20 protein-coding genes and 1 riboswitch are annotated in these 22,745 nt (G+C 42.0%); of the genes, 8 read left to right on the top strand and 12 right to left on the bottom strand.

Annotated elements, in window-relative coordinates:
• Positions 1-9: 9 nt before the first annotated feature.
• The 5 genes from L0Z67_RS01235 to L0Z67_RS01215 all read right to left on the bottom strand — a co-directional run bounded on the left by L0Z67_RS01235 (position 10) and on the right by L0Z67_RS01215 (position 7,270).
• Entirely contained in the window at positions 10-642 is a 633-nt protein-coding gene (locus tag L0Z67_RS01235; RefSeq protein ID WP_405128377.1) for a 2OG-Fe dioxygenase family protein, read from the bottom strand.
• A 199-nt stretch (positions 643-841) separates the two neighbouring features.
• Positions 842-3,439 (bottom strand): bifunctional aconitate hydratase 2/2-methylisocitrate dehydratase, encoded by a 2,598-nt coding sequence (acnB, locus tag L0Z67_RS01230; RefSeq protein WP_062568240.1) that lies wholly within the window; start codon positions 3,437-3,439, stop codon positions 842-844.
• A 282-nt stretch (positions 3,440-3,721) separates the two neighbouring features.
• The gene (locus L0Z67_RS01225; protein ID WP_062568263.1) at positions 3,722-4,771 is read right to left on the bottom strand and encodes an OmpA family protein; all 1,050 of its coding nucleotides are present in this window, start codon (positions 4,769-4,771) and stop codon (positions 3,722-3,724) included.
• A 382-nt stretch (positions 4,772-5,153) separates the two neighbouring features.
• Complete coding sequence (locus L0Z67_RS01220; RefSeq protein WP_405128376.1) at positions 5,154-6,566, bottom strand: protein adenylyltransferase SelO; 1,413 nt, start codon at positions 6,564-6,566, stop codon at positions 5,154-5,156.
• A gap of 8 nt (positions 6,567-6,574) precedes the next feature.
• Positions 6,575-7,270 (bottom strand): DNA-3-methyladenine glycosylase I, encoded by a 696-nt coding sequence (locus tag L0Z67_RS01215; protein ID WP_237115230.1) that lies wholly within the window; start codon positions 7,268-7,270, stop codon positions 6,575-6,577.
• A gap of 182 nt (positions 7,271-7,452) precedes the next feature.
• A riboswitch (Lysine riboswitch) is annotated at positions 7,453-7,649 on the top strand.
• A gap of 137 nt (positions 7,650-7,786) precedes the next feature.
• Between L0Z67_RS01215 and dapA the strand changes: the two genes are divergently transcribed.
• The 5 genes from dapA to L0Z67_RS01190 all read left to right on the top strand — a co-directional run bounded on the left by dapA (position 7,787) and on the right by L0Z67_RS01190 (position 12,969).
• Positions 7,787-8,671, top strand: coding sequence for a 4-hydroxy-tetrahydrodipicolinate synthase (gene dapA, locus L0Z67_RS01210; RefSeq protein WP_062568237.1), 885 nt, complete (start codon positions 7,787-7,789; stop codon positions 8,669-8,671).
• A gap of 14 nt (positions 8,672-8,685) precedes the next feature.
• Positions 8,686-9,426, top strand: coding sequence for a 2,3,4,5-tetrahydropyridine-2,6-dicarboxylate N-succinyltransferase (locus L0Z67_RS01205; protein ID WP_237128086.1), 741 nt, complete (start codon positions 8,686-8,688; stop codon positions 9,424-9,426).
• Positions 9,426-10,631, top strand: coding sequence for a PLP-dependent decarboxylase (locus L0Z67_RS01200; RefSeq protein ID WP_405128375.1), 1,206 nt, complete (start codon positions 9,426-9,428; stop codon positions 10,629-10,631). Before L0Z67_RS01205 ends, L0Z67_RS01200 begins: the two co-directional genes overlap by 1 nt.
• A gap of 5 nt (positions 10,632-10,636) precedes the next feature.
• Complete coding sequence (locus L0Z67_RS01195; protein ID WP_405128374.1) at positions 10,637-11,755, top strand: succinylglutamate desuccinylase/aspartoacylase family protein; 1,119 nt, start codon at positions 10,637-10,639, stop codon at positions 11,753-11,755.
• Positions 11,756-11,931: 176 nt separating this feature from the next.
• Positions 11,932-12,969 (top strand): phospholipase A, encoded by a 1,038-nt coding sequence (locus L0Z67_RS01190; protein ID WP_193988153.1) that lies wholly within the window; start codon positions 11,932-11,934, stop codon positions 12,967-12,969.
• A 134-nt stretch (positions 12,970-13,103) separates the two neighbouring features.
• On the opposite strand, the gene L0Z67_RS01185 is transcribed toward L0Z67_RS01190, so the two are convergent.
• Together L0Z67_RS01185 and L0Z67_RS01180 are read right to left on the bottom strand one after the other, a co-directional pair.
• The gene (locus tag L0Z67_RS01185) at positions 13,104-14,213 is read right to left on the bottom strand and encodes a hypothetical protein (RefSeq protein ID WP_405128373.1); all 1,110 of its coding nucleotides are present in this window, start codon (positions 14,211-14,213) and stop codon (positions 13,104-13,106) included.
• Between the two features lie 81 nt (positions 14,214-14,294).
• Complete coding sequence (locus L0Z67_RS01180) at positions 14,295-15,194, bottom strand: YiiD C-terminal domain-containing protein (RefSeq protein WP_405128372.1); 900 nt, start codon at positions 15,192-15,194, stop codon at positions 14,295-14,297.
• Between the two features lie 225 nt (positions 15,195-15,419).
• Here L0Z67_RS01180 and L0Z67_RS01175 point away from each other — a divergent pair, with 225 nt between their 5' ends.
• Positions 15,420-16,109, top strand: a complete 690-nt coding sequence (locus L0Z67_RS01175; RefSeq protein ID WP_062568230.1) for a spermidine synthase — start codon at positions 15,420-15,422, stop codon at positions 16,107-16,109.
• On the opposite strand, the gene dtd is transcribed toward L0Z67_RS01175, so the two are convergent.
• Genes dtd through L0Z67_RS01160 form a run of 3 tightly spaced genes read right to left on the bottom strand, consistent with a single transcriptional unit; the run spans position 16,110 to position 18,386 of the window.
• Entirely contained in the window at positions 16,110-16,547 is a 438-nt protein-coding gene (gene dtd / locus L0Z67_RS01170; RefSeq protein WP_062568229.1) for a D-aminoacyl-tRNA deacylase, read from the bottom strand.
• A complete protein-coding gene (locus tag L0Z67_RS01165; protein ID WP_193988151.1) occupies positions 16,535-17,488 on the bottom strand; it encodes an alpha/beta fold hydrolase in 954 nt (317 codons plus the stop codon). Before L0Z67_RS01165 ends, dtd begins: the two co-directional genes overlap by 13 nt.
• A gap of 25 nt (positions 17,489-17,513) precedes the next feature.
• The gene (locus L0Z67_RS01160; RefSeq protein WP_062568227.1) at positions 17,514-18,386 is read right to left on the bottom strand and encodes a virulence factor BrkB family protein; all 873 of its coding nucleotides are present in this window, start codon (positions 18,384-18,386) and stop codon (positions 17,514-17,516) included.
• Positions 18,387-18,472: 86 nt separating this feature from the next.
• Here L0Z67_RS01160 and L0Z67_RS01155 point away from each other — a divergent pair, with 86 nt between their 5' ends.
• Positions 18,473-19,129 (top strand): DUF2959 domain-containing protein, encoded by a 657-nt coding sequence (locus L0Z67_RS01155; protein WP_062568226.1) that lies wholly within the window; start codon positions 18,473-18,475, stop codon positions 19,127-19,129.
• A 131-nt stretch (positions 19,130-19,260) separates the two neighbouring features.
• On the top strand, positions 19,261-20,352 hold the full coding sequence (locus tag L0Z67_RS01150; RefSeq protein ID WP_405128371.1) for an MBL fold metallo-hydrolase: 1,092 nt from the start codon (positions 19,261-19,263) through the stop codon (positions 20,350-20,352).
• A 38-nt stretch (positions 20,353-20,390) separates the two neighbouring features.
• Here the strand turns inward: L0Z67_RS01150 and L0Z67_RS01145 are convergent, their stop codons facing one another.
• Positions 20,391-20,690, bottom strand: coding sequence for a hypothetical protein (locus L0Z67_RS01145; RefSeq protein WP_062568224.1), 300 nt, complete (start codon positions 20,688-20,690; stop codon positions 20,391-20,393).
• Between the two features lie 144 nt (positions 20,691-20,834).
• Entirely contained in the window at positions 20,835-22,658 is a 1,824-nt protein-coding gene (gene typA / locus L0Z67_RS01140) for a translational GTPase TypA (protein WP_062568223.1), read from the bottom strand.
• Positions 22,659-22,745 lie beyond the last annotated feature (87 nt).

Genomic DNA, 22,745 nt, shown 5'->3' with positions numbered 1-22,745 from the left:
GCTATCCCCTTACGCAGTTAGTACGAAGCAATCAAGGTAAGCTTCTTTGCTTGCGTCTAATTTATTCATTGGCGTTGCGTTGTGCCATACTTCACGGTCATTAATAAGCGCGAACATGCCGTCTTTAATTTCCATTTTGAAACATGGCTCTGCTTGCTGGTGTTCATACACAAGTAGCTCACCACCTTCTAGGTTTTCGTGTGATACACCACATACACACACGTGATCAAAACCATCTTGGTGAACACCTTCAGGGGCAGCAGGTGTGTCGCTGTCGATCGCAAGCATTCTAAATTGATGGATTTCAATATCGCGGTCATCGCTAATACCGGTCATATCGCGGAACTGATTAACGATTTGCTTCATGCCATCAGTGGCTAATAAGCTATCTTCTAGATTTTCATAGGTACGCTCAACATTACCTTGAAAGGTATTGATAGAGTCGTCTTGTACGAATGCTTTTGTTGGTTGTAGTTTTAGTTCGCCATCAACAACTTTAATTACTGAATAACGACGCTTACGAAATTCACCATCTGCGTATGGATTAGCAGGAAGGTTAGCAAAAGAAGGCTTTACTGCGTCAATATGTGCTTGGCTTACAAAGCGAAGTTGTAAGAGGTTCTGGTTGTTTAATGTAGTCATAAAGATCTCGCCTTAAATGTTGAGAATATTGGCGAGGATTTTAATGCAATTGAAGGGAAAATATTGCGTTATTATGTAAACTCTATGCAGTTATTGATCAATTTTAAGATCGATAAAGTCAAAATAATGAAAATTTAATCTAAAATATAAAAAGCCCGCAAAAATGCGGGCTTTAAAGTAAAAATACACTATTTACTTATTAAACAGCTTGCTGAATGATTACTTCATCTGCCTTTTTCGTATACTGAGGCATACGGTGGAAGTTTAAGTAACGGTAAGTATCAGCTGCCGTTGCATTGATCTTAGCTGCGTACTCTTGGTACTCAGCAGGTGTAGGAAGTTTACCTAAGATTGCCGCTACTGCTGCAAGCTCTGCTGATGCTAAGAATACGTTTGCGCCAGTACCTAGACGGTTAGGGAAGTTACGCGTAGAGGTAGACACAACCGTTGCTTTATCAGCAACACGTGCTTGGTTACCCATACAGAGTGAACATCCTGGCGTTTCGATACGTGCACCTACACGGCCAAAGATACCGTAGTAACCTTCGTCAGTAAGCTGGTCTTTATCCATCTTCGTTGGTGGTGCAACCCAAAGTTGAGTTGGGATTCGACCACTGAAACCATCGAGTAGTTTACCTGCAGCACGGAAGTGACCGATGTTAGTCATACAAGAACCGATAAATACTTCATCGATTTTCTCGCCAGTAACGTCTGAAAGAAGGCGTGCATCATCAGGATCATTTGGAGCACAAAGAATAGGCTCTTTAATGTCTGCAAGGTCGATTTCAAGTACATGTTTGTACTCTGCATCTGCATCCGCTTCCATAAGTTCAGGGTTAGCTAACCACTCTTGCATTGCTGTGATACGACGCTCAATAGTACGAACATCACCGTAACCTTCAGAGATCATCCACTTAAGCATTACGATGTTTGACTCTAGGTATTCAGCAATAGACTCTTTAGAAAGCTTAACTGTACAACCTGCCGCTGAACGCTCAGCTGACGCATCAGAAAGTTCGAAAGCTTGCTCAACAGTTAGGTGCTCAACACCTTCAATTTCTAGTACACGACCAGAGAATTCGTTGATTTTACCTTTCTTCTCAACGGTTAGAAGACCTTCTTTGATACCGTAGTAAGGGATAGCATGAACGAGGTCACGTAATGTGATACCTGGCTGCATTTCGCCTTTGAAACGTACTAAGATTGACTCAGGCATATCAAGAGGCATTACACCTGTTGCCGCTGCGAATGCGACTGCACCAGAACCCGCTGGGAATGAAATACCAAGAGGGAAACGAGTATGCGAGTCACCACCCGTACCTACTGTATCTGGTAATAACATACGGTTTAACCATGAGTGGATTACACCGTCACCTGGACGTAGTGACACACCGCCACGGTTCATGATGAAATCAGGAAGTGTGTGGTGAGTGTTTACGTCGATTGGTTTAGGATAAGCTGATGTATGACAGAAAGACTGCATTGTTAAATCTGCAGAGAAACCTAAACAAGCAAGGTCTTTAAGTTCGTCACGGGTCATAGGACCTGTTGTATCTTGCGAACCAACAGTGGTCATTTTCGGCTCACAGTATTGACCTGGACGTACGCCAGGCATGTTACATGCTTTACCAACCATCTTCTGAGCTAATGTGAAGCCTTTACCAGAATCAGTTACAAGAGCAGGTTTGCGGAAGATATCTTCAGCTTCCATACCTAGTGATGCACGCGCTTTATCCGTTAAACCACGACCGATGATTAGTGGAATACGACCACCAGCACGCACTTCATCAAGAATTACGTCTGATTTTAAAGAGAAAGTAGAGATTACTTCATCAGTACCGTGACGCTTAACAACACCTTCGTATGGGAAGATATCGATTTGGTCACCCATGTTTAGCTCATCAACAGGTAGCTCAATTGGTAACGCACCAGAGTCTTCCATTGTGTTGAAGAAGATAGGGGCGATTTTACCGCCTAAACATACACCACCAACGCGTTTGTTAGGTACGTGAGGAATATCATCACCCATGAACCAAAGTACAGAGTTAGTTGCAGATTTACGAGAAGAACCCGTACCAACTACATCACCAACATATGCAAGAGGTAAACCTTTCGTTTTAAGCTCTTCTAGCTGTGAGATTGGCCCCACTTCACCTGGTTTGTCAGGATTGATGCCATCACGTTCATTCTTCAGCATTGCCAAAGCATGTAGTGGAATATCTGGACGTGACCATGCATCAGGTGCTGGAGAAAGGTCATCCGTATTTGTTTCGCCAGTTACTTTGAATACCGTAACTGAGATTTTTTCAGCAACTGCAGGCTTGTTTACAAACCACTCTGCATTTGCCCAAGACTCGATTACTTGCTTAGCAAACTCGTTACCTGCTTTCGCTTTTTCTTCTACATCGTAGAAAGCATCGAACATTAATAATGTGTTAGATAAACCTTTAACAACAATTGGTGCTAACGCTGCGTCATCTAAAAGATCAATCATAGGTGCAATGTTGTAACCACCTAACATAGTACCAAGTAGCTCAGCAGCTTTTTCTTTTGATACCAGTGGAGAGCTCGCTTCACCTTTTGCAACTGCAGCTAAGAAACCTGCTTTGATATAAGCAGCATCATCAACACCAGGTGGTACGCGGTTAACAAGAAGATCAACAATAAACTCTTCTTCGCCTGCTGGTGGATTTTTAATTAGTTCAATAAGATCAGCCGTTTGCTGAGCATCTAATGGCGCTGGTACGATACCTAACGCGGCACGTTCTTCTACGTGTTTACGATATTCTTGTAGCACAATATTGCCCTCTTGGTGACGTGAAAGTACTCGGTAGTATTAAACTAAATACCAAATATATAACCCAGTACTTATAGTATTCTGACGATTGATTATAAAGCTTTTAAGTATAGATGAAAATCCATGCTGCGGTTAGGCACTTTATATTCACTATAAATAGCATGAATAGTAGTTAAAAAAAAAGCTATTCAGATGAATATTTATTAAGTAAGAATCATTCTTATTTTGGGCATAAAAAAACCCAGCCACTTGGCTGGGTTTATCAAAACTTACAACTCACTATTAACGCATAACTTTTACACGTTGAGTTGATGTTAATTGTGCTTCAACACGACGGTTTTCAGCGTGAGCTTCTAAAGTGTTTGCTTCATTCTTCAAACGCTCTTCACCATAGCCTACAGTTGAAATACGATCTTCAGAGATGCCGTCTTTGATTAATTCATCAGCAACATCATCCGCACGCTTCTTAGATAGAGTCATATTGTACTCAGCATCACCTACTGCTGAAGCATGGCCTTCTAAAACAACCGTTGCGTCTGTGTTTTCTTTCATGAAGGTAGCAACTTCAGCAATGTCATCAAAGTAGCGTTGTGGAACGGCTGCAGAGTCATGAGCAAAGCTAACTAGTAGGCTAATTGTTACTGGCTTCTCTTCATATAAAGTACAACCCGTTGCATCTACAGCATCTGTCATCGGCGTGTTTGCACATTGGTCATCAGCATCAAGTACACCATCATTATCAGAATCTGAATCTGTTGGCTCTTGAACAACAACTGGAGCTGGCTCAACAGGCGCCGCTGGCTCGCTTGATTGACCGAATAAGTAGCTTACACCAAACTTAGCGTTTAAGTCTGACTCACTGAACTCTAAACCTCGGTAGTAAGATGTTTCAAAGTTAACTGATAGACCTTCAGTTACAAAGTGCTGGTAACCTAAACCAATATTTGCAAATGTACTTTTCTCGTACACATCAATTTCTTTCAGACCTAATACACCGTAGAATGGACCACCAGAAAAATGGTGCAGCATGTCAATGCCGTATCTATCCATGTCCATGTCGTACTTATCACCCGTGATTAGGTGTTCAGTATCAATATTTCCATCAGCGTACTCTAAACGAGCACTCCAGTAATCTGAGAATCGGTAACCAATCTCAGCACCGAAGCCCGTTGCATAACCAGTTCTCACGTTAGGTGAGTAATCTGTTGCAATCCAAGATGCATCGTAGTAGTCACCGAATACACCGATATAAAAACCTTCTTTTTCTGCAGCAAATGTTGATGCACTAGTTGCAGCTAATGCGATCGCCATTGTAAGTGATTTTAATTTCATTGTTTCCTTCCCATTTTCACAATTAAAATTTTCAGCTAAGTCATCCCAGCCCATTTTATAAGCAGAATACTCTTCGTTTTGTTAACCTATACTTAATAGGTAGCAGGTTATACTACTAACTCAAATCATAGTTTGATTCAGGTCATTAGAAACTATAGGTGATAATATAAAACTTACCTAATACTATAGTTAAATCGTCATTCAAATTAACAATGCGTTATTATTGTTAATAAATAATTACTATAAATTAACTAGAAAAAATAAACCTAATAACAGGGCGCGTTAACTTAAATATAAAGAGCGTTCTGTCATATTTTTTAGCGTAGATGTTAAATATTACACTTAGGCACAGTCGCTAACAATCAGCCTTTTCTGGAATTTTTTAAGTTCCACAAAAAGTTTGATAATTCGCATCACCTTCCTTAGGAGGCGCGTACCAATGTGTATTTTCAGCTTTATAAATATAAGGATTTGATATCACTTTCAAAAATGCTTCCAATGAAGCGCTTTTTCCAGAGCCCTCATATTCACCTATAATCATTTCGATATTATGGTTGCGTGGAATGACTGCAGGATTAACAGCACGCATCGTTTTATAACTTTGAGTAGATGTTCTTAAAAACCATTTTTTATACCATTCTTTTATATTGGCAGGTATGGTTACCTGAGACTGTAATGACTCAGTCAAAAGATTAAATGTGTTGGTATAATCCAATTTATGTTGCTTCATTAACGTCAACAATTCAGAAACAAGTATATGCTCATCTTCTTCCATGCTTTCTAAGCCCAGCTTTTGTTGCCACATCAAATTAAAGGCATCATTGAACCGAGTTGAAAAACTATTTATAACCGCCGAAAGGTCTATAAGCGCTTGTTTTTCATCTTTAAATAAGAGCAATAGACTTTCAGCTAGGCGTGCACAATTCCAATTAGCAATCGTCGGCTGATTACCAAATGCATAGCGCCCTTGGTGATCAATTGAGCTGAACACAGTATCAAAATCAAAGTTGTTCATCATAGCGCAAGGACCATAATCAATGGTTTCACCACTTATCAAGGTATTATCAGTATTCATAACTCCGTGTATAAAACCGACACGCATCCAACTTACTATCAACTCAATTTGTTTGTCTTGTACAGCTGTTAAAAAGTCAATATAGCGCTTTTCACCCGTGCTATTAATTTCAGGAAAATGACAACTGATAGCGTAATCGACAAGCTTTTCTAACCCTTCTATATCACCCTGTGTTGCTAAGTATTGAAATGAACCTACACGTATATGGCTTTTAGCTAAGCGAGTGACGACTGCACCAGGTCGAGGAGGATTGCGATATACCGTTTCACCAGTAGTCACCACAGCTAAACAGCGTGTAGTCGCGATACCTAGCGCATGAAGCGCCTCACTCATAATGTACTCACGTACTGCAGGGCCAATGGCACAGCGACCATCACCACCGCGCGAGAATATAGTTGCTCCCGCCCCTTTTAATTGCATATCCCACAATGTGCCTCCTTGATCCTCAATCGCACCAAGCAAATGCGCTCTGCCATCACCAAGACGCGGTGAAAAATGACCAAACTGATGACCTGAGTAACCAAGTGCAACCGGAGCAACGGCGCTATCTATCGTTGAACCAGATAGCAATTTAGCTAAAAGTTCGCTGTCATGTTTAATTAAAAAGTTATCAGCCAGCCTATCATTGAATAGCAGTAATTGCGGCTCAGCAACGGCGCTCGGCATATCTTTAATGGCAAGCAGTTCACTAATATCTGTGTATCGAGTTTGCAGTTTCATAGCTGTCCTTAACGTGTGGCTACACCTACGCGGTTATCACCAACCCCATAGGCCACAAGCTGACTAAGTGCTTGCAGGCTATAGCCACTTTGCTGTTGTAGTTCATTGAAAAAATCTTGCGCTGCTTGTAACGATTTTTTAGTTTGTAAGCCCCCGTCTATCAACTCGTGAGCACGCAAGTAGGTTTCTACATCGCGAGAAAGTAAAAAGGTATCTTTACCAAGCGCTCGCAAAGCGTAAGGGCCAGTATTCCCTCCTAAACGCGCACCATGTTTTTTAAGATAGGCCCACAAGCCAATAATATTGTCAGTTGGCCAATCCGCAATAAACTGGCTGAAGCTGCCATGTTTCTCAGCAACTTCGTGGATCATGTATGCGTTTTCTGGGATCGTTTGTACTTTTTTAAAATTACGAACTATGCGCTCGTCACTGGCTTTTTGCTCAAGCATATCCGGTGGCATCATCAACAATTTTTCTACGCTGAAATCCCAAAACACGTCGCGAAAACCTGCCCACTTGTTATTGATAACAGACCAATAAAAGCCACTTTGAAAAACTTTACGTGTGAACTCTTCTAACCATAAATCGTCATGCATTTTGGCAATATCAGTATCATCGAGCGGGTTTGATAACAGTGTCTGCAGCATGTCTTCGCTGCCCTTTCGAGATACGGCTCGTTGATAAATATCGTTAAATTTTTCCATCATTTTTCCAATTTATTTGGTTAACGCTAAGTGTACGTAAAAACACGCTTATACGTAACCATGTTGCAAAATCGGTCACTAAAAACAAACCCTTCGCCTTGACACCTAGATGGCTAAAATGCTTTAATCGCCGAATATACCCTATTTAACTATGTTGGCTTTAACCTTTAAAGCGAGCATAAAGGGCTGGAAGAGGTGCGTTATTCAGGTAGCGTATGGGAAGAGCACAGACTCTGTTGATCATACGTGAGGGGAATTAACGCCGAGAAGTAACACCGTTTGTGAGGTGCTTATTTCGGGCGACTGGGCTGAATCCCAGCGACTGTCACCAACAATAGCAAAGTGCTATTGATTAGTTTGGTGGAGAGCTTCTGGTCTTAGTATAATAAGGCCGTCGCGTCTTTATTATTTTAAGCCCATTCGCTCTTCGAATTATACCTTGTTCGAATGACGACATGCGGCTCCATTCAAATGTTCCCGCATAAACTCTTCGAATACCTTATAAGTTCGTGAGAGATGATCAACAATTTTGATTTAAACGACTATCCATTATGGACAGCGCTTGTCACGCCATTTTCTGAATCTGGCGAGGTCGATTACACGGCCCTTGAACAACTGGTGGCTGAGCAGCAAGATGCAAATAACGGCATTTTATTACTTGGCAGTACTGGTGAAGGACTGGCGCTTTCACTTAAAGAGCAGCAAGCCATTGTTGAGCATGTTTGCCAATTAGCACCGAGTGTCCCCCTCATGGTTGCTGTAGGCGGCATGAACCTTAAACAACAAATTGCTTGGGTTGAATACTGCAATCAACTCCCTATTCATGGCTATCTATTGGGCTCACCTCTGTATGCAAAACCTGGGGTTGTTGGCCAAACACATTGGTTTGAAAGCCTACTTAACGCAAGTCATCACCCTTGTATGTTGTATAACGTACCTGGAAGAAGCGCAGTTGAGATTGCACCGCAGGTGATCAAAAACCTTGCTGAGCACAAAAACCTGTGGGCTTTAAAAGAAGCCAGTGGCGACATTAGTAAATTTGAAGGTTTTAGAACGGCATCGCCAACACTGGCCATTTTCAGTGGCGATGATGCACTTATGCCATATTTTGCTCAAGCTGGTGCAAAAGGTTTAGTGTCGGTTGCCGCGAATGCTTGGCCGAGTCAAACCCATGAGTTTGTTAAACGCAGTTTAAGTGGTCAATACCCAAATCTATTCACCGATTGGTCGCAAGCAATCCAAAGTTTATTCGCTGTGGCAAACCCAATCCCCGTAAAAGTACTGATGCACCTGCAAGGTAAAATAAATACCCCGCATTTACGTCCGCCGCTTACGCATTTAGAGCTTGAGCAAACAGACGGCATCACCCACGCAAACAACACAATTTTATCTTGGAACTAAAAACAGGTTTTATCATGAGCTGGTTAGAATTATTAAACAACTTAGAATCAGGCGCAGTTCGCGCAGCAACACAAGACGAGAACGGCAACTGGCACGCCAATGTTGACGTTAAGCAAGGCATTTTAGAAGCTTTCAAAAATGGCACGAATACCGAGTTCCCAGGTGGTTTTGTTGATAAGCACAACTTAGCACCACAAGGCTTTGCAGCCGATGCAGGCGTGCGTATGGTACCAGGTGGTAGCAGTGTTCGTCGTGGCGCACACGTTGCCAAAGGCACGATTATCATGCCACCAGCGTATGTAAATATTGGTGCTTTTATCGATGAAGGCACGATGGTCGACAGCCACGCACTAGTGGGCTCATGCGCACAAGTAGGTAAAAATGTCCACCTAAGTGCAGCAGTACAGTTAGGTGGCGTACTTGAGCCAATTGGTGCCAGCCCAGTGGTGATTGAAGATGATGCATTCATCGGCGCAGGCTGCGTTATTGTTGAAGGTGTGGTTGTGAAAAAAGGTGCTGTGCTTGCACCGGGTGTGCGCTTATCTGCAACTATTCCCGTCTACGATTGTGTGAATGAGCGCCAGCTAGATAAAGGTGAAGCGATCCCAGAAAACGCGATTGTGATCCCAGGCTCTCGCCCTGCTTCAAATGCGTGGGCTCGCGAGCAAGGTCTAAGCATGTCTTGTGCACTGATAGTGAAATACCGTGACGAACAAAGCGATGCATCATTATTGTTAGAAGAGGTTTTACGTTAATGAGCTTTTTGAGCACGCCCATCAAGCAAGCGGTTGCACACGTTTCAACGCATCTTGATACGCCATTTTTTATCTATGATTTAGATAAATTAACTGCACATTTAAATCAACTGACTGCGCAAACCGATGTGAAACTTTGGTATGCCGTTAAGGCCAACCCACTGTCTCGCATTATTCAATGTTTAGACAGCGCAGGGTTTAACTTTGATGTTGCAAGCAAAGGTGAACTTGAGCAAGTACTTGCTCAGGGCATCGATAGCGAGCGCGTGCTCAACACAGGGCCTGCAAAGAGCCCTGCACAAATTTCACATTTTATTGCTCGCGGCGTACGTACCTTTGTGGCCGAGAGCATTAACCAAGTGCGCTGGTTAAACGAACAAGCAATGAAAGCAAATTGTCAGTTGCAAATTCTATTGCGTGTACAACTGCGTTGGCCAGACAGCGAAAAGAACCCGCTTGGCGGCGACAGCCTCACTCCTTTTGGTTTGGGCTGTGATGAGTGGCAAGCTCTCACGGTCAGTGATTACCCAGCTCTTAGCTTTGACGGTCTGCATATTTTCCAATGGGGCAATATGCTGAGCACTAATAAGCTCGCAGAGTTATGGCGCACGATGATTTCGCCATTACAACAGCTGGCTAACTCACTAAGTATTAATCTTAATATTCTCGATTTAGGCGGGGGCTTAGGCATCCCTTATACCCAAGATGCTAACCGACTTGATTGGTCTGCACTTATCGAGACCCTCGCGAGCATTAAAGCTGATGCTGGTGTCAAAGAGCTTTGGATGGAACTTGGCCGCTATGCGGTGGGCGAATGTGGTCATTACGCAACCCCAGTCGTTGAGCGCAAAGAGAATTACAATCAACAGCAGGTGATTTTATCAGGCGGTATTAACCATTTACTTCGCCCTGCAGTGACAAGCCAAAATTTTCCTGCGGCGTTATTGCGTAAATCGACAGCTGAACCTAAGGCAATGACTTTATACGGCCCACTTTGCACCGCCCTTGATTGCTTGGGTGAACACCAATTAGCAAGCGATTTAAATGAACAAGACTGGTTGGTATTCAGCCAATGTGGTGCATACGGCTTTACCGAAAGTATGCCGTACTTTTTATGCCACGAATTAGCGGCTGAATATATCCTTGAACAAGGCAATATTGAGTGCATCCGTAGCGCTGAAAATGCCAGCTATTATTTAAGGTAATTGCCATGAGTAAAGAATTAATCAGCCAAGAGAATATTGTGGTTGGCGAGATTGCCAACGGCCTACCACTGACAATCCCTGTGTATCGCTTAAAAGGCGATGGCTCAGGACCAAACGTGTATGTACAAGCCAATATGCACGGCGCTGAAGTACAAGGTAATGCAGTAATTTATCAATTGCTTGAGCAGCTAAAATCACTCAAACTGCGTGGCGATATTACCCTAGTGCCTTATGCCAACCCTATTGGTTGCAACCAAAAATCAGGTGAGTTTACCTTAGGTCGCTTCGATCCAATTACGGGCACCAACTGGAACCGTATGTATCGCTTTAACAAAGCGTTACCATCACAAATTGCTGAACAGCACAAAGACAGTGATGATGCGACCCTTAAAGCAGCGTTTAAACGGGCACTCGTTACTGACATTGACAGCCAATTAACGGGCCCAGATTACAGCCTAACAACCGGTAAACGTATTGCCCTTAACTTGCAAAAGCTCGCCCATCAGGCTGATATTGTTTTAGACCTTCACACTGGGCCTATCTCAAGTCAGCACTTATACTGCCCTGAATACGCTAAAGGCAGCGCCCGCTATTTCAACATTGAGCATGTGTTATTGATCCCGAATGATTTTGATGGCGCGATGGATGAAGCGAGTTTCTGTCCTTGGTGGTCACTTTCTGAAGAACTTGCCAAACAAGGCCGTAAATTTGCTGTTCAAGTCGAAGCATTCACTGTTGAGTTAGGTAGCCAAGAAAAAATCGATTTAAGTGCAGCACTTGAAGACGCAAATAGCATTTTAAGTTACCTCAACCACAAAGAGGTATTGGTTGATGCAGCATATCAACCAAAAGTGATGACACGCTATGCCAGTATGCTTGAAGATTATATTGCTTACTACGCCCCCATGGGCGGCATGGTCGAATACCTTGCCCCGCTGGGTGGCCATATTAAAGCGGGTGAACCTATCGCCCATATTCTACGAATGGAGCGTTATCTATCAGAACAACCATTGCAAACACTCAGTTTTGATAAAGATGCAATTGCCATTTTACACTTCGCGTCAGCAAGCGTGAATCAAGGCACCGAATTATATAAGTTTTTTACCAACGTATTTGAGCTATAAGCTCACCTCTTCTCATTGCGTGAGAGTCACGGCTTAGGCCGTAACAGCAGAGCCCCAAGTTTCGCTTGGGGCTCTATTTACCTAAAAATTTAACAATTCAGTACAAGTTCACGGTTACTTATGTAAAAATCGTTATACTTATCTCAACTTCACCTCTATTCAATAAGGAAATCGCAATGGGATGGCGCATGTGGCTAGCTGTCGCTAGTTTACTTTCTGTACCTGTTATGGCGCAGACTGAAGAAACAAAAACCAATGAACAAGATGACGCGCTCGAATTAGTAAAACAATGTATTTTAAATGAAGCGATTGGCGGTGACGGTAAACAAACACTCGAAGAACTTCGCAAAAAATGCTCAGACTTAGATGAAAGTAAAAAGCTTACTGCACTTGATAAACGAAAAGCACGCGAGGAAGTAAGTAAAAAGAACCGCAATGTAATCACGCCGCATAAACGTAACTATATCTTGCCACTGTCTTACGTATCGCACCCAAATACTCGCCCTTTTGACGGTTTGAAGGATCTGGCAGAAGAAACAAATGGTGAGCCTCTCGATAACCTAGAAGTAAAATATCAGCTATCAATTAAGGTACCTGTCTTTGAGGGCTTCTCAGATAAAGACCAAGGTGTGTATTTTGCGTTTACGATGCAGTCGTTTTGGCAGTTTTACAACAAAGATATTTCGTCACCATTTCGTGAAACTAACTATGAGCCAGAAGTTTTCTGGATAAACTACCTTGATGAAGAAAATGTCTTGTGGGGAGATGAAATGGCAATTGCGATTGGTGCATCACATCAATCAAATGGCCGCAGCCAACCAAACTCACGTTCATGGAACCGTATTTATGCCAACTTTTTATGGGAAAAAGAGGGGTTCGTGTTTGGTTTCAAGCCTTGGTACCGCATCCCAGAAGATAAAAAAGACGATGAACTAGAAGCCAGTGGTGATGACAACCCTGATATCTATAAATACATGGGTTACTTTGAGTTTTCTGGCGCTTACCGTTATAACGAACATGAATTCAGCTTTATGACACGCAATAATCTAAACTCAGATAATCGCGGGGCAATTCAACTCGATTGGTCTTTCCCTCTTTGGGGCAGGTTACGTGGTTATGCACAGTACTTTAATGGTTATGGTGAGAGTTTGATTGATTACAACGCCGATATTGAACGCTTCGGCGTGGGTATTCTGTTAACTGACTTACTTTAAGTTTCATTTTTAGTTTGTATTAATTTAGTTGATTTTAAGTGAGAAACAAAAAGCACTGAACAATTCTACGTTTAGTGCTTTTACATTTTAGCTTAGTTAACTATAAGTTAAGCTTAAAGTTAAGGGCATGCCCCCTAGATGCTCGCGATTGGGTTGCCATGATGGTCATAATAGTGATGGGTACACGTGCCTCCACCTCCAGAAGTACCTAATCTACCACCACCTCTTACAACTGGTATATTTCCCCAACCTAAAGGTGCACTTCCTGATCCTGCAGGAGTACCTATGGCACCACCTCCAGGGCTACTTATTGACTTTGGAAATTTTTTGTCAAACAACTCAGCTAAGCAGTTTGAAATTTGTGAAACAGAGAAATTAACCCTTTTCAAGACTGTTAAAGATATACCATCAAATTTAGTCTCATCGGGATTAATGTCAATCGAGATAGAGCCTGCACTGTTTAAACTTAACTCATAGCCAACTTGATTTCGCGGATAGTTTACTGGCACGTCAGTATTTAGTGTAAAATTTTGAATGACAGTTCTATTTGCAGGGATATACTCCCACGTCCCACCCACAGAAACGCCCCCTGCACTGACCCCAAAATTAACTCCGGTGAAGCGTGTCTTATGAAATGAGCGAGTATCTAATTGTTTTTGCCTTGCGTATTCTTGTGCACGGTTTTGAACATTCGCCATATTTCGTCCGTCAAGCATCGCATTCATAGCTTTAGCCTCAGGCGCATTGTCACAAGTCGCATTTGTTGTGTTGGCAGTACTGTATGTATTGAATTTTAACTTTTCTGTACTACTTGGCATCGTCCCTTGATTAAAGTCAGCTGTAACTTGCGCTGCGATCTCATCTAGCTGAGCATATGTATCTAGTACGTCATTAATCAAAGTATCAACTGCTGTAGGATAGCTACTCATATCTCTAAGTGTATTTGACATATTGTAACGCGGTGTACCTTGATTACTATGCTCATTATAAAAACCGAATATTTCACGGGTAGCTTGGTTAACCACTAATACTTTATTTGTCGTTGAATAGCATTGCTCTTCATTTCCAAATACAGGATTAGGATTTCTACCAACTTGCTGGCATACAAGTTTTGGCTTTAACTTTTTCGCAATTTCTTTAGCTTCTGAATAAGTACAGTCTTTACAGATCCTAGCCTTAAAATCCTGACTAAATGTTTTCCCTGACACGCTTAGCAAAACTAAGCAGATAATAAATTTATACATAATATCAATCCCTAGCTCGATGTATCCATAATCGGAACTTAAACTATAGCTAAGAAATTCAAGAGATCAACATAAAATCAACTAATGCAACATAACCACAACAAACACCCCTTCAAATTCTGCAACAACGTCGTTGCCATCAAATATAGTAACAGGCACTACGTAACTGGTTTTGCCTTTTGTTTGCAGTTCGCTAAGGTTACCTTTACAAGTTTTCACATCAACACAACCTCGTGGGTCGGTATTAAGCGGTTTTAAGTATTTAATGTTGGCATCAGCTAACACGATATTCCCTTCAAGGCCTGCTTCTTTCAGTGCAAGGTAAGTTGCTCCCCACCCTGTTAATGTGGCTAAACTATAAATAGAGCCAGCAAACATGGTGTTGTGAAGGTTTAAGTTCGCATCTAAATCAGCACGGGTAGTAAACTGCCAATCAGTATAACTTTCAACTTTAATACCCATCGCATCACTAATTGGAATTGATTCACGCCATGTATTTTGTAGCACCTGTGTCCAATTGGGGTGACGGAACCAGCCTGGTTCAGAGGGCTTTTGTTTAACCATTTTCCAGTGCTGTACGTCATCATAAGCTAAATGTGCTTTTTCCTTTAATTCATAGCCATGACGCTTATAGAAATCAAGAGCTCGCTCACGAGCAAACAACACGAGTTCATCTGCATCTTGAGTCCATGCGATTTTTTCTAATTCATGTAATAAACGGCTACCAATATGCTGATTGCGGTTACCTTCGGCTACCGCCATGTAACGTACTTGCGCTTGCTGATGATTATTAAAGTGAAGACGTGCCACACCTAATACTTCACCATCATTATTTTTGATAAAGCGGTGCTCTGCGTCTTGCTCTAGATCATCCTGTTCAGAACCGCGCGGCTCGCCCCATGGCGCTCTTAAAACCTGCCAACGCAATGAATAATACGCTTGCCAATCTTCGCTGCTTTGTGGGGTGGTCACTTTAAACATAAATACTCCTGTGATAATTCAGCCATCTCATGTTGTTTTTTCGTGGCCTAACGAATGCAAATTACGATACGCTATCTTCCATCAAGTTGGAATAATACTTTGGTGACCTAGCCAAAATTATTATTCTTCGCTGTAAAAACTACTGCACAATTGGCACTTTAGCTAGGCTGGTCTATGCTGAAGTAATTGTCATACTTTATACACAAAAACTTAAAGGCCCGAAATATGGAACATTTTTTTGAACCCAGTGGCGCGATAAAACAGTGTTTCATTGAAGATTGCCACAGGCTCGGGCAGCTTATTTATTGGCATAAGCAAGGCAGGGAGTCTATTCAAGTAAGACAAATGAATCAGTTTCGCTGGCTGCTAATTAATGAAACATTACAATCTGTAGTCGAAAAGCGTCGCCCAGCACGATTACTTTTCCCTCATTTACAGTACCTTGCAAGGCTTTGGCAAGAGTTGGAGGAACCCAACAAAATACTCGAGCTGGGGTTAGGTGGAGGTGCTATCCGAAATTATTTACAGCATACCTACCCGCAAAGCCACTTAACTTCTGTTGATAAAAACCCCGATATTATTCACTGCTACAAACGTTATTTTGGTGGTCATCATGATAATAATTTACGCTGCTTCGATGCTCAGCAGGTGTTAGAGCAAGGCCATGAGTATGATTGGATTATTTTAGATTTATTCAGTGAAGTAGATGCACCATTATTTTTATTTAAACATCAATTTTATGCCAAGTTACGTGCAGCAATGGCAAAAGATGGCTTACTATTCATAAATTTTCTGTCAAACCATCCATCACAGCTAAAACAACTTGAGCACTTACTCATCACTGAATTTGGTAAACGCCCAAGTATTGAAAAAATTCCTAACTACGTCAATCATATCGTCATGATCACAAAGTAATCATACTGATAGGTTAAACGTTACAGGGCCATCGTTGCACAGGCTCACTTGCATGTCAGCTGCAAATTGCCCAGTCGCTACACGTAAACCGGCCTCTTTTGCTTGAGCGATAAAATACTCATATAACTCATTTGCCTGCGCTGGTGTGCCCGCACTTGAAAAGCTTGGACGCATGCCCTTTTTAGTGTCAGCCGCTAGCGTAAACTGCGAAACCACTAAAAGCTCCCCCTTGATATCATTCAAACTTAAGTTCATCTTTCCTTGTTCATCGGTAAAAATGCGGTAATTACTAACTTTATGTAAAAGCTTCTGAGCGCTTTGCTCAGTATCTTGTTTTTCCACACCTAATAGCAGCAAAATACCTTGTGAAATTTCACCCACTACTTCGCCTGCCACTTCTACTTTCGCTTGTGTAACTCTTTGAATTAAGCCTTGCATTGCTCCCTCGATAACTTGATATACATTAAATCTGCGGCACGTCGCATTGCCGCCAAATATACCTGATTATCACTGCTGTGCCCAATGCCATCTAATATCAACAATTGCGCATTGAGCCGCTCTGCTAATTGCTGCACCGCACTGTAACGACACACCAAATCAGCTCGACCATGAATAAACCAAGTAGGGATATGCGCCAATATATTACTGTGTTTCGTAATATAGTGATCCTCAATAAAGCAACGATGACGAAAGTAGTGAACCATTAAGCGTGCTTGATTCAGTGCTGAGTGGGGTTCAGATATACACCAGCTTGTACATGGCTCAGCATGACATAAAACCTGCTCCCAATGACACCATCTTTTTGCATACTTATTAGCATTTATTTGGTCTTCACTACTAAGCTGGCATTGATAAAAATCTAATAGCTGCGACCAATCGTGCAGTTCTCCTGCAAATTCTCTATAGCTTTCTGGGTAAAATTGAGCGCCAGCCCCTTGTTGTGAATACAACCATGCAAAATCACTTTCACAGGCTAAGAAACTAGCACGTAGAAGCAGCCCTGCAACGGATTCAGGATGACTAATCGCATAGAGCAAAGCCAATGTTGCCCCCCAAGACTCACCACTAACAAGCCACTTTTTAACGCCAAGCTGGATGCGTAAAAATTCAAGATCAGAGATCAAATCTTGGGTCGTGTTCGCTTGCGTTCCGTGGGGTGTAGAGTGACCGCATCCACGCTGACTAAACATAATTACACGATAACGCTGAAGATCGAAAAACCGACAATTTTCAGGGCATAGTCCAGAACCAGGCCCCCCATGACAGACAACGACAGCGATGCCACAGGGCTCTCCGAACTCCTGAACATGAATTTGATGACCATCCCCTACACTCAGATGATAGTCGCGGTTAGCTACGTATTGTGGATGAAACTGCACCTTGCTCTCCTTAGGTGCAGTTGGTTTAAATATCTATATCAGGGGTGTCTTCAATTTTTTCCGGGCTGATACAAACGGTAAACTCTGCACCGAGTAAAACAACAATCCACGACAAATATACCCATACAAACAAAATAGGAATGGTCGCCAGGGCCCCATAAATAACCTCATAGGATGGGAAATGACTGATATACAGTGCAAAACCTTTTTTCGTCAGCTCGAACAACATGGCTGCAAATAAAGCCCCTGGTATTGCCGCCTTAAATGGAACTCGTGTGTTAGGTACTAAAGTATAGAGCATAATAAAGCCCACCATGGAAATAACGTAAGGTAAAAGCTTTAATAAGAATCCACTAAAACCGGGGATCCCTTGATCTGCAAAAGACACTAACGACACAATATAAGAGGTCACGCCAATACTTGCCCCCAATAACACAGGTCCTAAGCTTAAAACCATCCAATACACGGCAAAAGAAATCATCATCGGCCGTTTTTTCTTGATTCGCCAAATACGATTGAGGGTAGCATCGACATTTCTAATCAATAACAACGACACAGCCGCTAAAAAGCCGACCCCGACTGCCGTCATCTTATTTGCGTTACCAGCAAAAGAACTGATATGCTCTTTAATAACATCAGTCGATGTGGGAACTAAGTTAGTAAATAGAAAGTTTTCGATTGTCACTAAGGTACTCTCAAACCCAGGAAATGCAGAAAATATCGCCACGCCCACGGCAACAAGTGGTACAATCGATAGCAAGGTCACATACGCCAAATAGCCAGCATTAACCGTAATTTGATCATCGATACATCGCGTCAAATACTGCATCCACCAACTAGGTTGCTGCTTTAGGAAAATACTTATTTGCAGCTTAAAACGACTGAGCTTCTCATCCATAGAATCAACTTTCTGCTAAAATGTTTTGATAATCATAGCAATCCGCCACATAATTTGAAATGACAGGCATCCAAAAAGGGAACTCAATGAAAAAACTGACACTTTTAAGCGCACCACTATTTGCAGTTACCATGGCATTATCAGGCTGTCAGTCAGCTTATTATTCAGCCATGGAGTCTGTAGGTGTCCATAAGCGCGATATTTTAGTTGACCGTGTTGAAGAAACTAAAGAGTCTCAACAAGAGTCACAAGAAGAATTTCAATCAGCATTAGAGAGGCTGACCACATTAATCAACTTTGATGGTGGCGAACTACAAGATGCCTACAACCAACTCAATGATGATTATGAATCAAGCCTTGCAGCTGCGAATCAAGTAACCACCAACATCAACAAAGTTGAAGATGTAGCCGAAGCGCTATTCGATGAATGGAGCGATGAGCTTGAGCAATATAAAAGCGCTTCTCTAAAGCGTGAAAGCAGCAAAAAGCTTAATGCAACCAAGCGCCAATTTGACCAACTGTTACGCTCAATGCGCAGTGCTGAGAGTAAAATGGAGCCTGTATTAACATCGCTTCACGATAACGTGCTGTATCTAAAACACAACCTTAATGCACAAGCTGTAACAGCTATCAAAGGCGAGTTTACGAATCTAAAACGCGACATCAAAATTTTAATGGATGATATGAATAAGTCGATTGAAGACTCAAATAAATTCATTGAGCAAATGAATAAAGCAAGCTAATCATCTTGCGCAAATTTCACTAAGCCTACTTAAACGTAGGCTTTTTTATGTAACCTCTTGTTACTTTTTAATGATTTATCTTAAATCTTATTTTGCTAAACTCGTGGCAAAGAATAAAAAGTAAGCATGTTATGCATTTAAAAACACTTCCTACACTTATCGCCGCTGCACTTTTAGCAGCTTGTAGCCACTCTAACACTGTTAATGTTATTGCTGGCGAAGGTACGATTACCCCGTTAAAAACCGAAGGAGAGCAGGCTGGTCGTTACCATAACCTTTACCCCGGTGAAAAAGAGTACCCAACAACCTGCACCGACAATTGCTATGAAACGTCTGAGCTGCTTGTATGCAACGACAGCAACTCACAATGCCACTATCAAGGCGAACAAATAGTACCTAAAGTCGATTCAGGCTTTACAGTTCGCTGGTTAGGTCATGCAGGCTTTTATATTCAATCACCCAGTGGTGAGCAGTTGCTGTTTGACCCCGTTAAGGATCAGTTTGATTCACCTGTAGACTTGGCCTTCAAACTCGCAGGCGGTATCTATCGCAAACCTGGGGCTTGGCCAACGCAAACAGAGCTTGATGGCCTACATGCGGTGATGTACTCACACATCCATTATGATCATTTTAACAAAGCGGATATAGAAGAAATTGGCAATGGTCCACGCTATTTAGTACCTTTAGGATTTGCAGATAACTTCCCTACCGGTGGTTTTACTATCTCAGAGATGGCGTGGTACGCAAGTACCAAAATTAATGATTTAACGATTCATGCCGTGCCAGCTCACCACTTTAGCAGCCGTATCTTAGTGTCTTTCATTTATGAAGATCACAATAAAGATTTATGGAATGGTTGGTTACTCGAACAAAACGGAAAAACCTTATTTTTTGCTGGCGATACCGGTTACTCAAAACATTTTCGGGATATTAAACAAAAATACGGCGAAATTGATGTGTGTTTGATGCCGATAGCGTCCTATTACCACCAAGAAAGCGGCAAATGGTACCGCTATGTACACACAACACCTGAAGATGCGTTAAATGCAGCTGAGGAGCTAAGCTGTAAAGTGATGATCCCATGGGGGTATGGTAACGCAAGCTGGCAAATGGGCGACCATTCTAGTCACTCTGCATTGCTACGATTACTGCATATGCAAAAAGACATGAGCAGCCAAGTACCCGTATATATACTGAATGAAGGTGAGCAAGTGTCACTGTAGTAAAACCTTGCCCCTATCAATCTAACACACCAAAACGGTTAGACTTTCGTCTCTTTTATTAAACTATGAAGTAAGTCTAATCGTTTATGTAATTGTTTATCTGCATAGTATTGGGCAATACTTACATTAAAAATCATTAGTAAAATAAAGTAGAAAACAGGCTGGTCAATCGTTTCAGGAAAGAAGTATTGCACAACTAAAAGCGTGAAAATAAAACTTGCATACTTACTGATAATAGACCACCACTTAGGTCTGAGCGCATCTATTTTCTCATTGATGGATTCATTACGCTGCATCTGAGAAAAAGCAATTTGCGCGTCCACTTGATCCTTGTCCATTAAATCGATTCCTTTGTTTTTGTAGGCAGTCTTATTTTACAAGTTAAGAGTTGTCACTAGAAGCTCTTTATTTTAAAGGCCTAAAAAAACCGCCGTATTTTTCAATACGACGGTTTTTATATTTTTTAAAACTAAAAGACGTTATTAGTCTTTAGCTTGACGGCTCGCACGTTTACGGTCACTTTCAGTTAAGTGACGTTTACGAATACGAATGCTCTCAGGTGTTACTTCCACTAACTCGTCATCATCGATGAACTCAATCGCTTGCTCAAGCGTGTAGTTTAGTGGTGGCGTTAATGTTTGCGCTTCATCAGTACCTGATGCACGAACGTTAGTAAGTTGCTTACCTTTAAGTGCATTTACTGTTAGGTCGTTGTCACGGCTATGAATACCAATAACCATACCTTCGTAAACTTCAACACCGTGACCGATGAATAGCTTACCACGGTCTTGTAAGTTAAATAATGCATTAGTAAGTGCTTTACCCGTTGCGTTCGCAATCATTACACCATTCTTACGCGCACCAATAGTACCGCCTTTATGTGGACCGTAGTGATCGAATGTATGGTAAAGAAGACCAGAACCAGAGGTTAATGTCATAAATTCAGTTTGGAAACCAATTAAGCCACGACTTGGGATCATAAAGTCCATACGTACACGGCCTTTACCATCTGGAGACATGTCTGTTAGTTCACCCTTACGAAGACCAATTTGCTCCATGATAGAACCTTGGTGCTCTTCTTGACAGTCGATTGTAAGTGTTTCGTATGGCTCTTCTTTTTGACCATCAACTTCACGAAGGATTACTTGTGGACGAGATACAGCAAGCTCGTAACCTTCACGACGCATGTTCTCGATTAAGATACCTAAGTGTAACTCACCACGACCAGAAACACGGAAGCTATCTGGGTTATCAGTTTCTTCAACACGTAGTGCTACGTTGTGTACAAGCTCAGCTTGTAAACGCTCAAGGATATTACGTGAAGTGACGAATTTACCTTCTTTACCAGCAAATGGTGATGTGTTTACAGAGAACGTCATTGTTACTGTCGGCTCATCAACGCTTAGTGGTGGTAATGCTTCAACGGTATTTACATCACAGATAGTGTCTGAGATTTTTAACTCACCAAGACCTGTAATTGCAATGATGTCGCCTGCGCCCGCAGATTCTGCTTCGTGACGCTCAAGACCTAAGTAACTCATTACTTGGCCAACTTTACCGTTACGCTTAGTACCGTCTGCACTCACAATCGTTACTTGTTGGTTAGGACGAACAGTACCACGCTTGATACGACCTACACCGATAACACCGATGTATGAGTTGTAGTCAAGCTGAGAAATTTGCATTTGAAGAGCACCTTCAGGATCGGCATCCGGTGGAGATACTTCGTCAACGATCATCTGGAACATAGGTTCCATGTTGTCAGATGGCGTGTCTAAATCCATTGTTGCCCAGCCGTTGATAGCTGATGCATAGATTACTTTAAAGTCTAACTGTTCATCAGTTGCACCTAGGTTATCGAATAAATCGAAAACTTGGTCCATAACCCAGTCAGGACGTGCACCTGGTTTGTCGATTTTGTTGATAACAACAATCGGCGTTAAACCTTGTGCGAATGCTTTTTGCGTTACGAAACGCGTTTGTGGCATTGGACCTTCTTGAGCATCAACAAGTAGTAATACTGAGTCAGCCATCGAAAGTACGCGTTCTACTTCACCACCGAAGTCGGCGTGTCCTGGGGTATCTACGATATTGATATGGTAGTCATTCCAAGAGATAGCTGTATTTTTAGCTAAAATGGTAATACCACGCTCTTTCTCAATGTCGTTTGAGTCCATTACGCGCTCTTCGTTACCGCCGCGCGTTTCTAATGTGCCTGATTGCTCAAGCAGTTTATCAACCAAAGTTGTTTTACCGTGGTCAACGTGGGCGATAATCGCTATATTTCTTAACTTTTCGATGCTCATATTTTTTCTCAGAGAAATTGAATCTCATTGATCCTGCAAGATCTACGCACTCATCTGAGTTTTCACCAGATGTCCCAGCATAGGATT

Origin of the sequence: Pseudoalteromonas sp. PB2-1 (genome assembly GCF_045040605.1) — a bacterium.
Lineage (GTDB): Bacteria > Pseudomonadota > Gammaproteobacteria > Enterobacterales > Alteromonadaceae > Pseudoalteromonas > Pseudoalteromonas arabiensis.
Note: the sequence above shows the minus strand (reverse complement) of the source record. Positions and strands in the feature narration are given on the sequence as shown.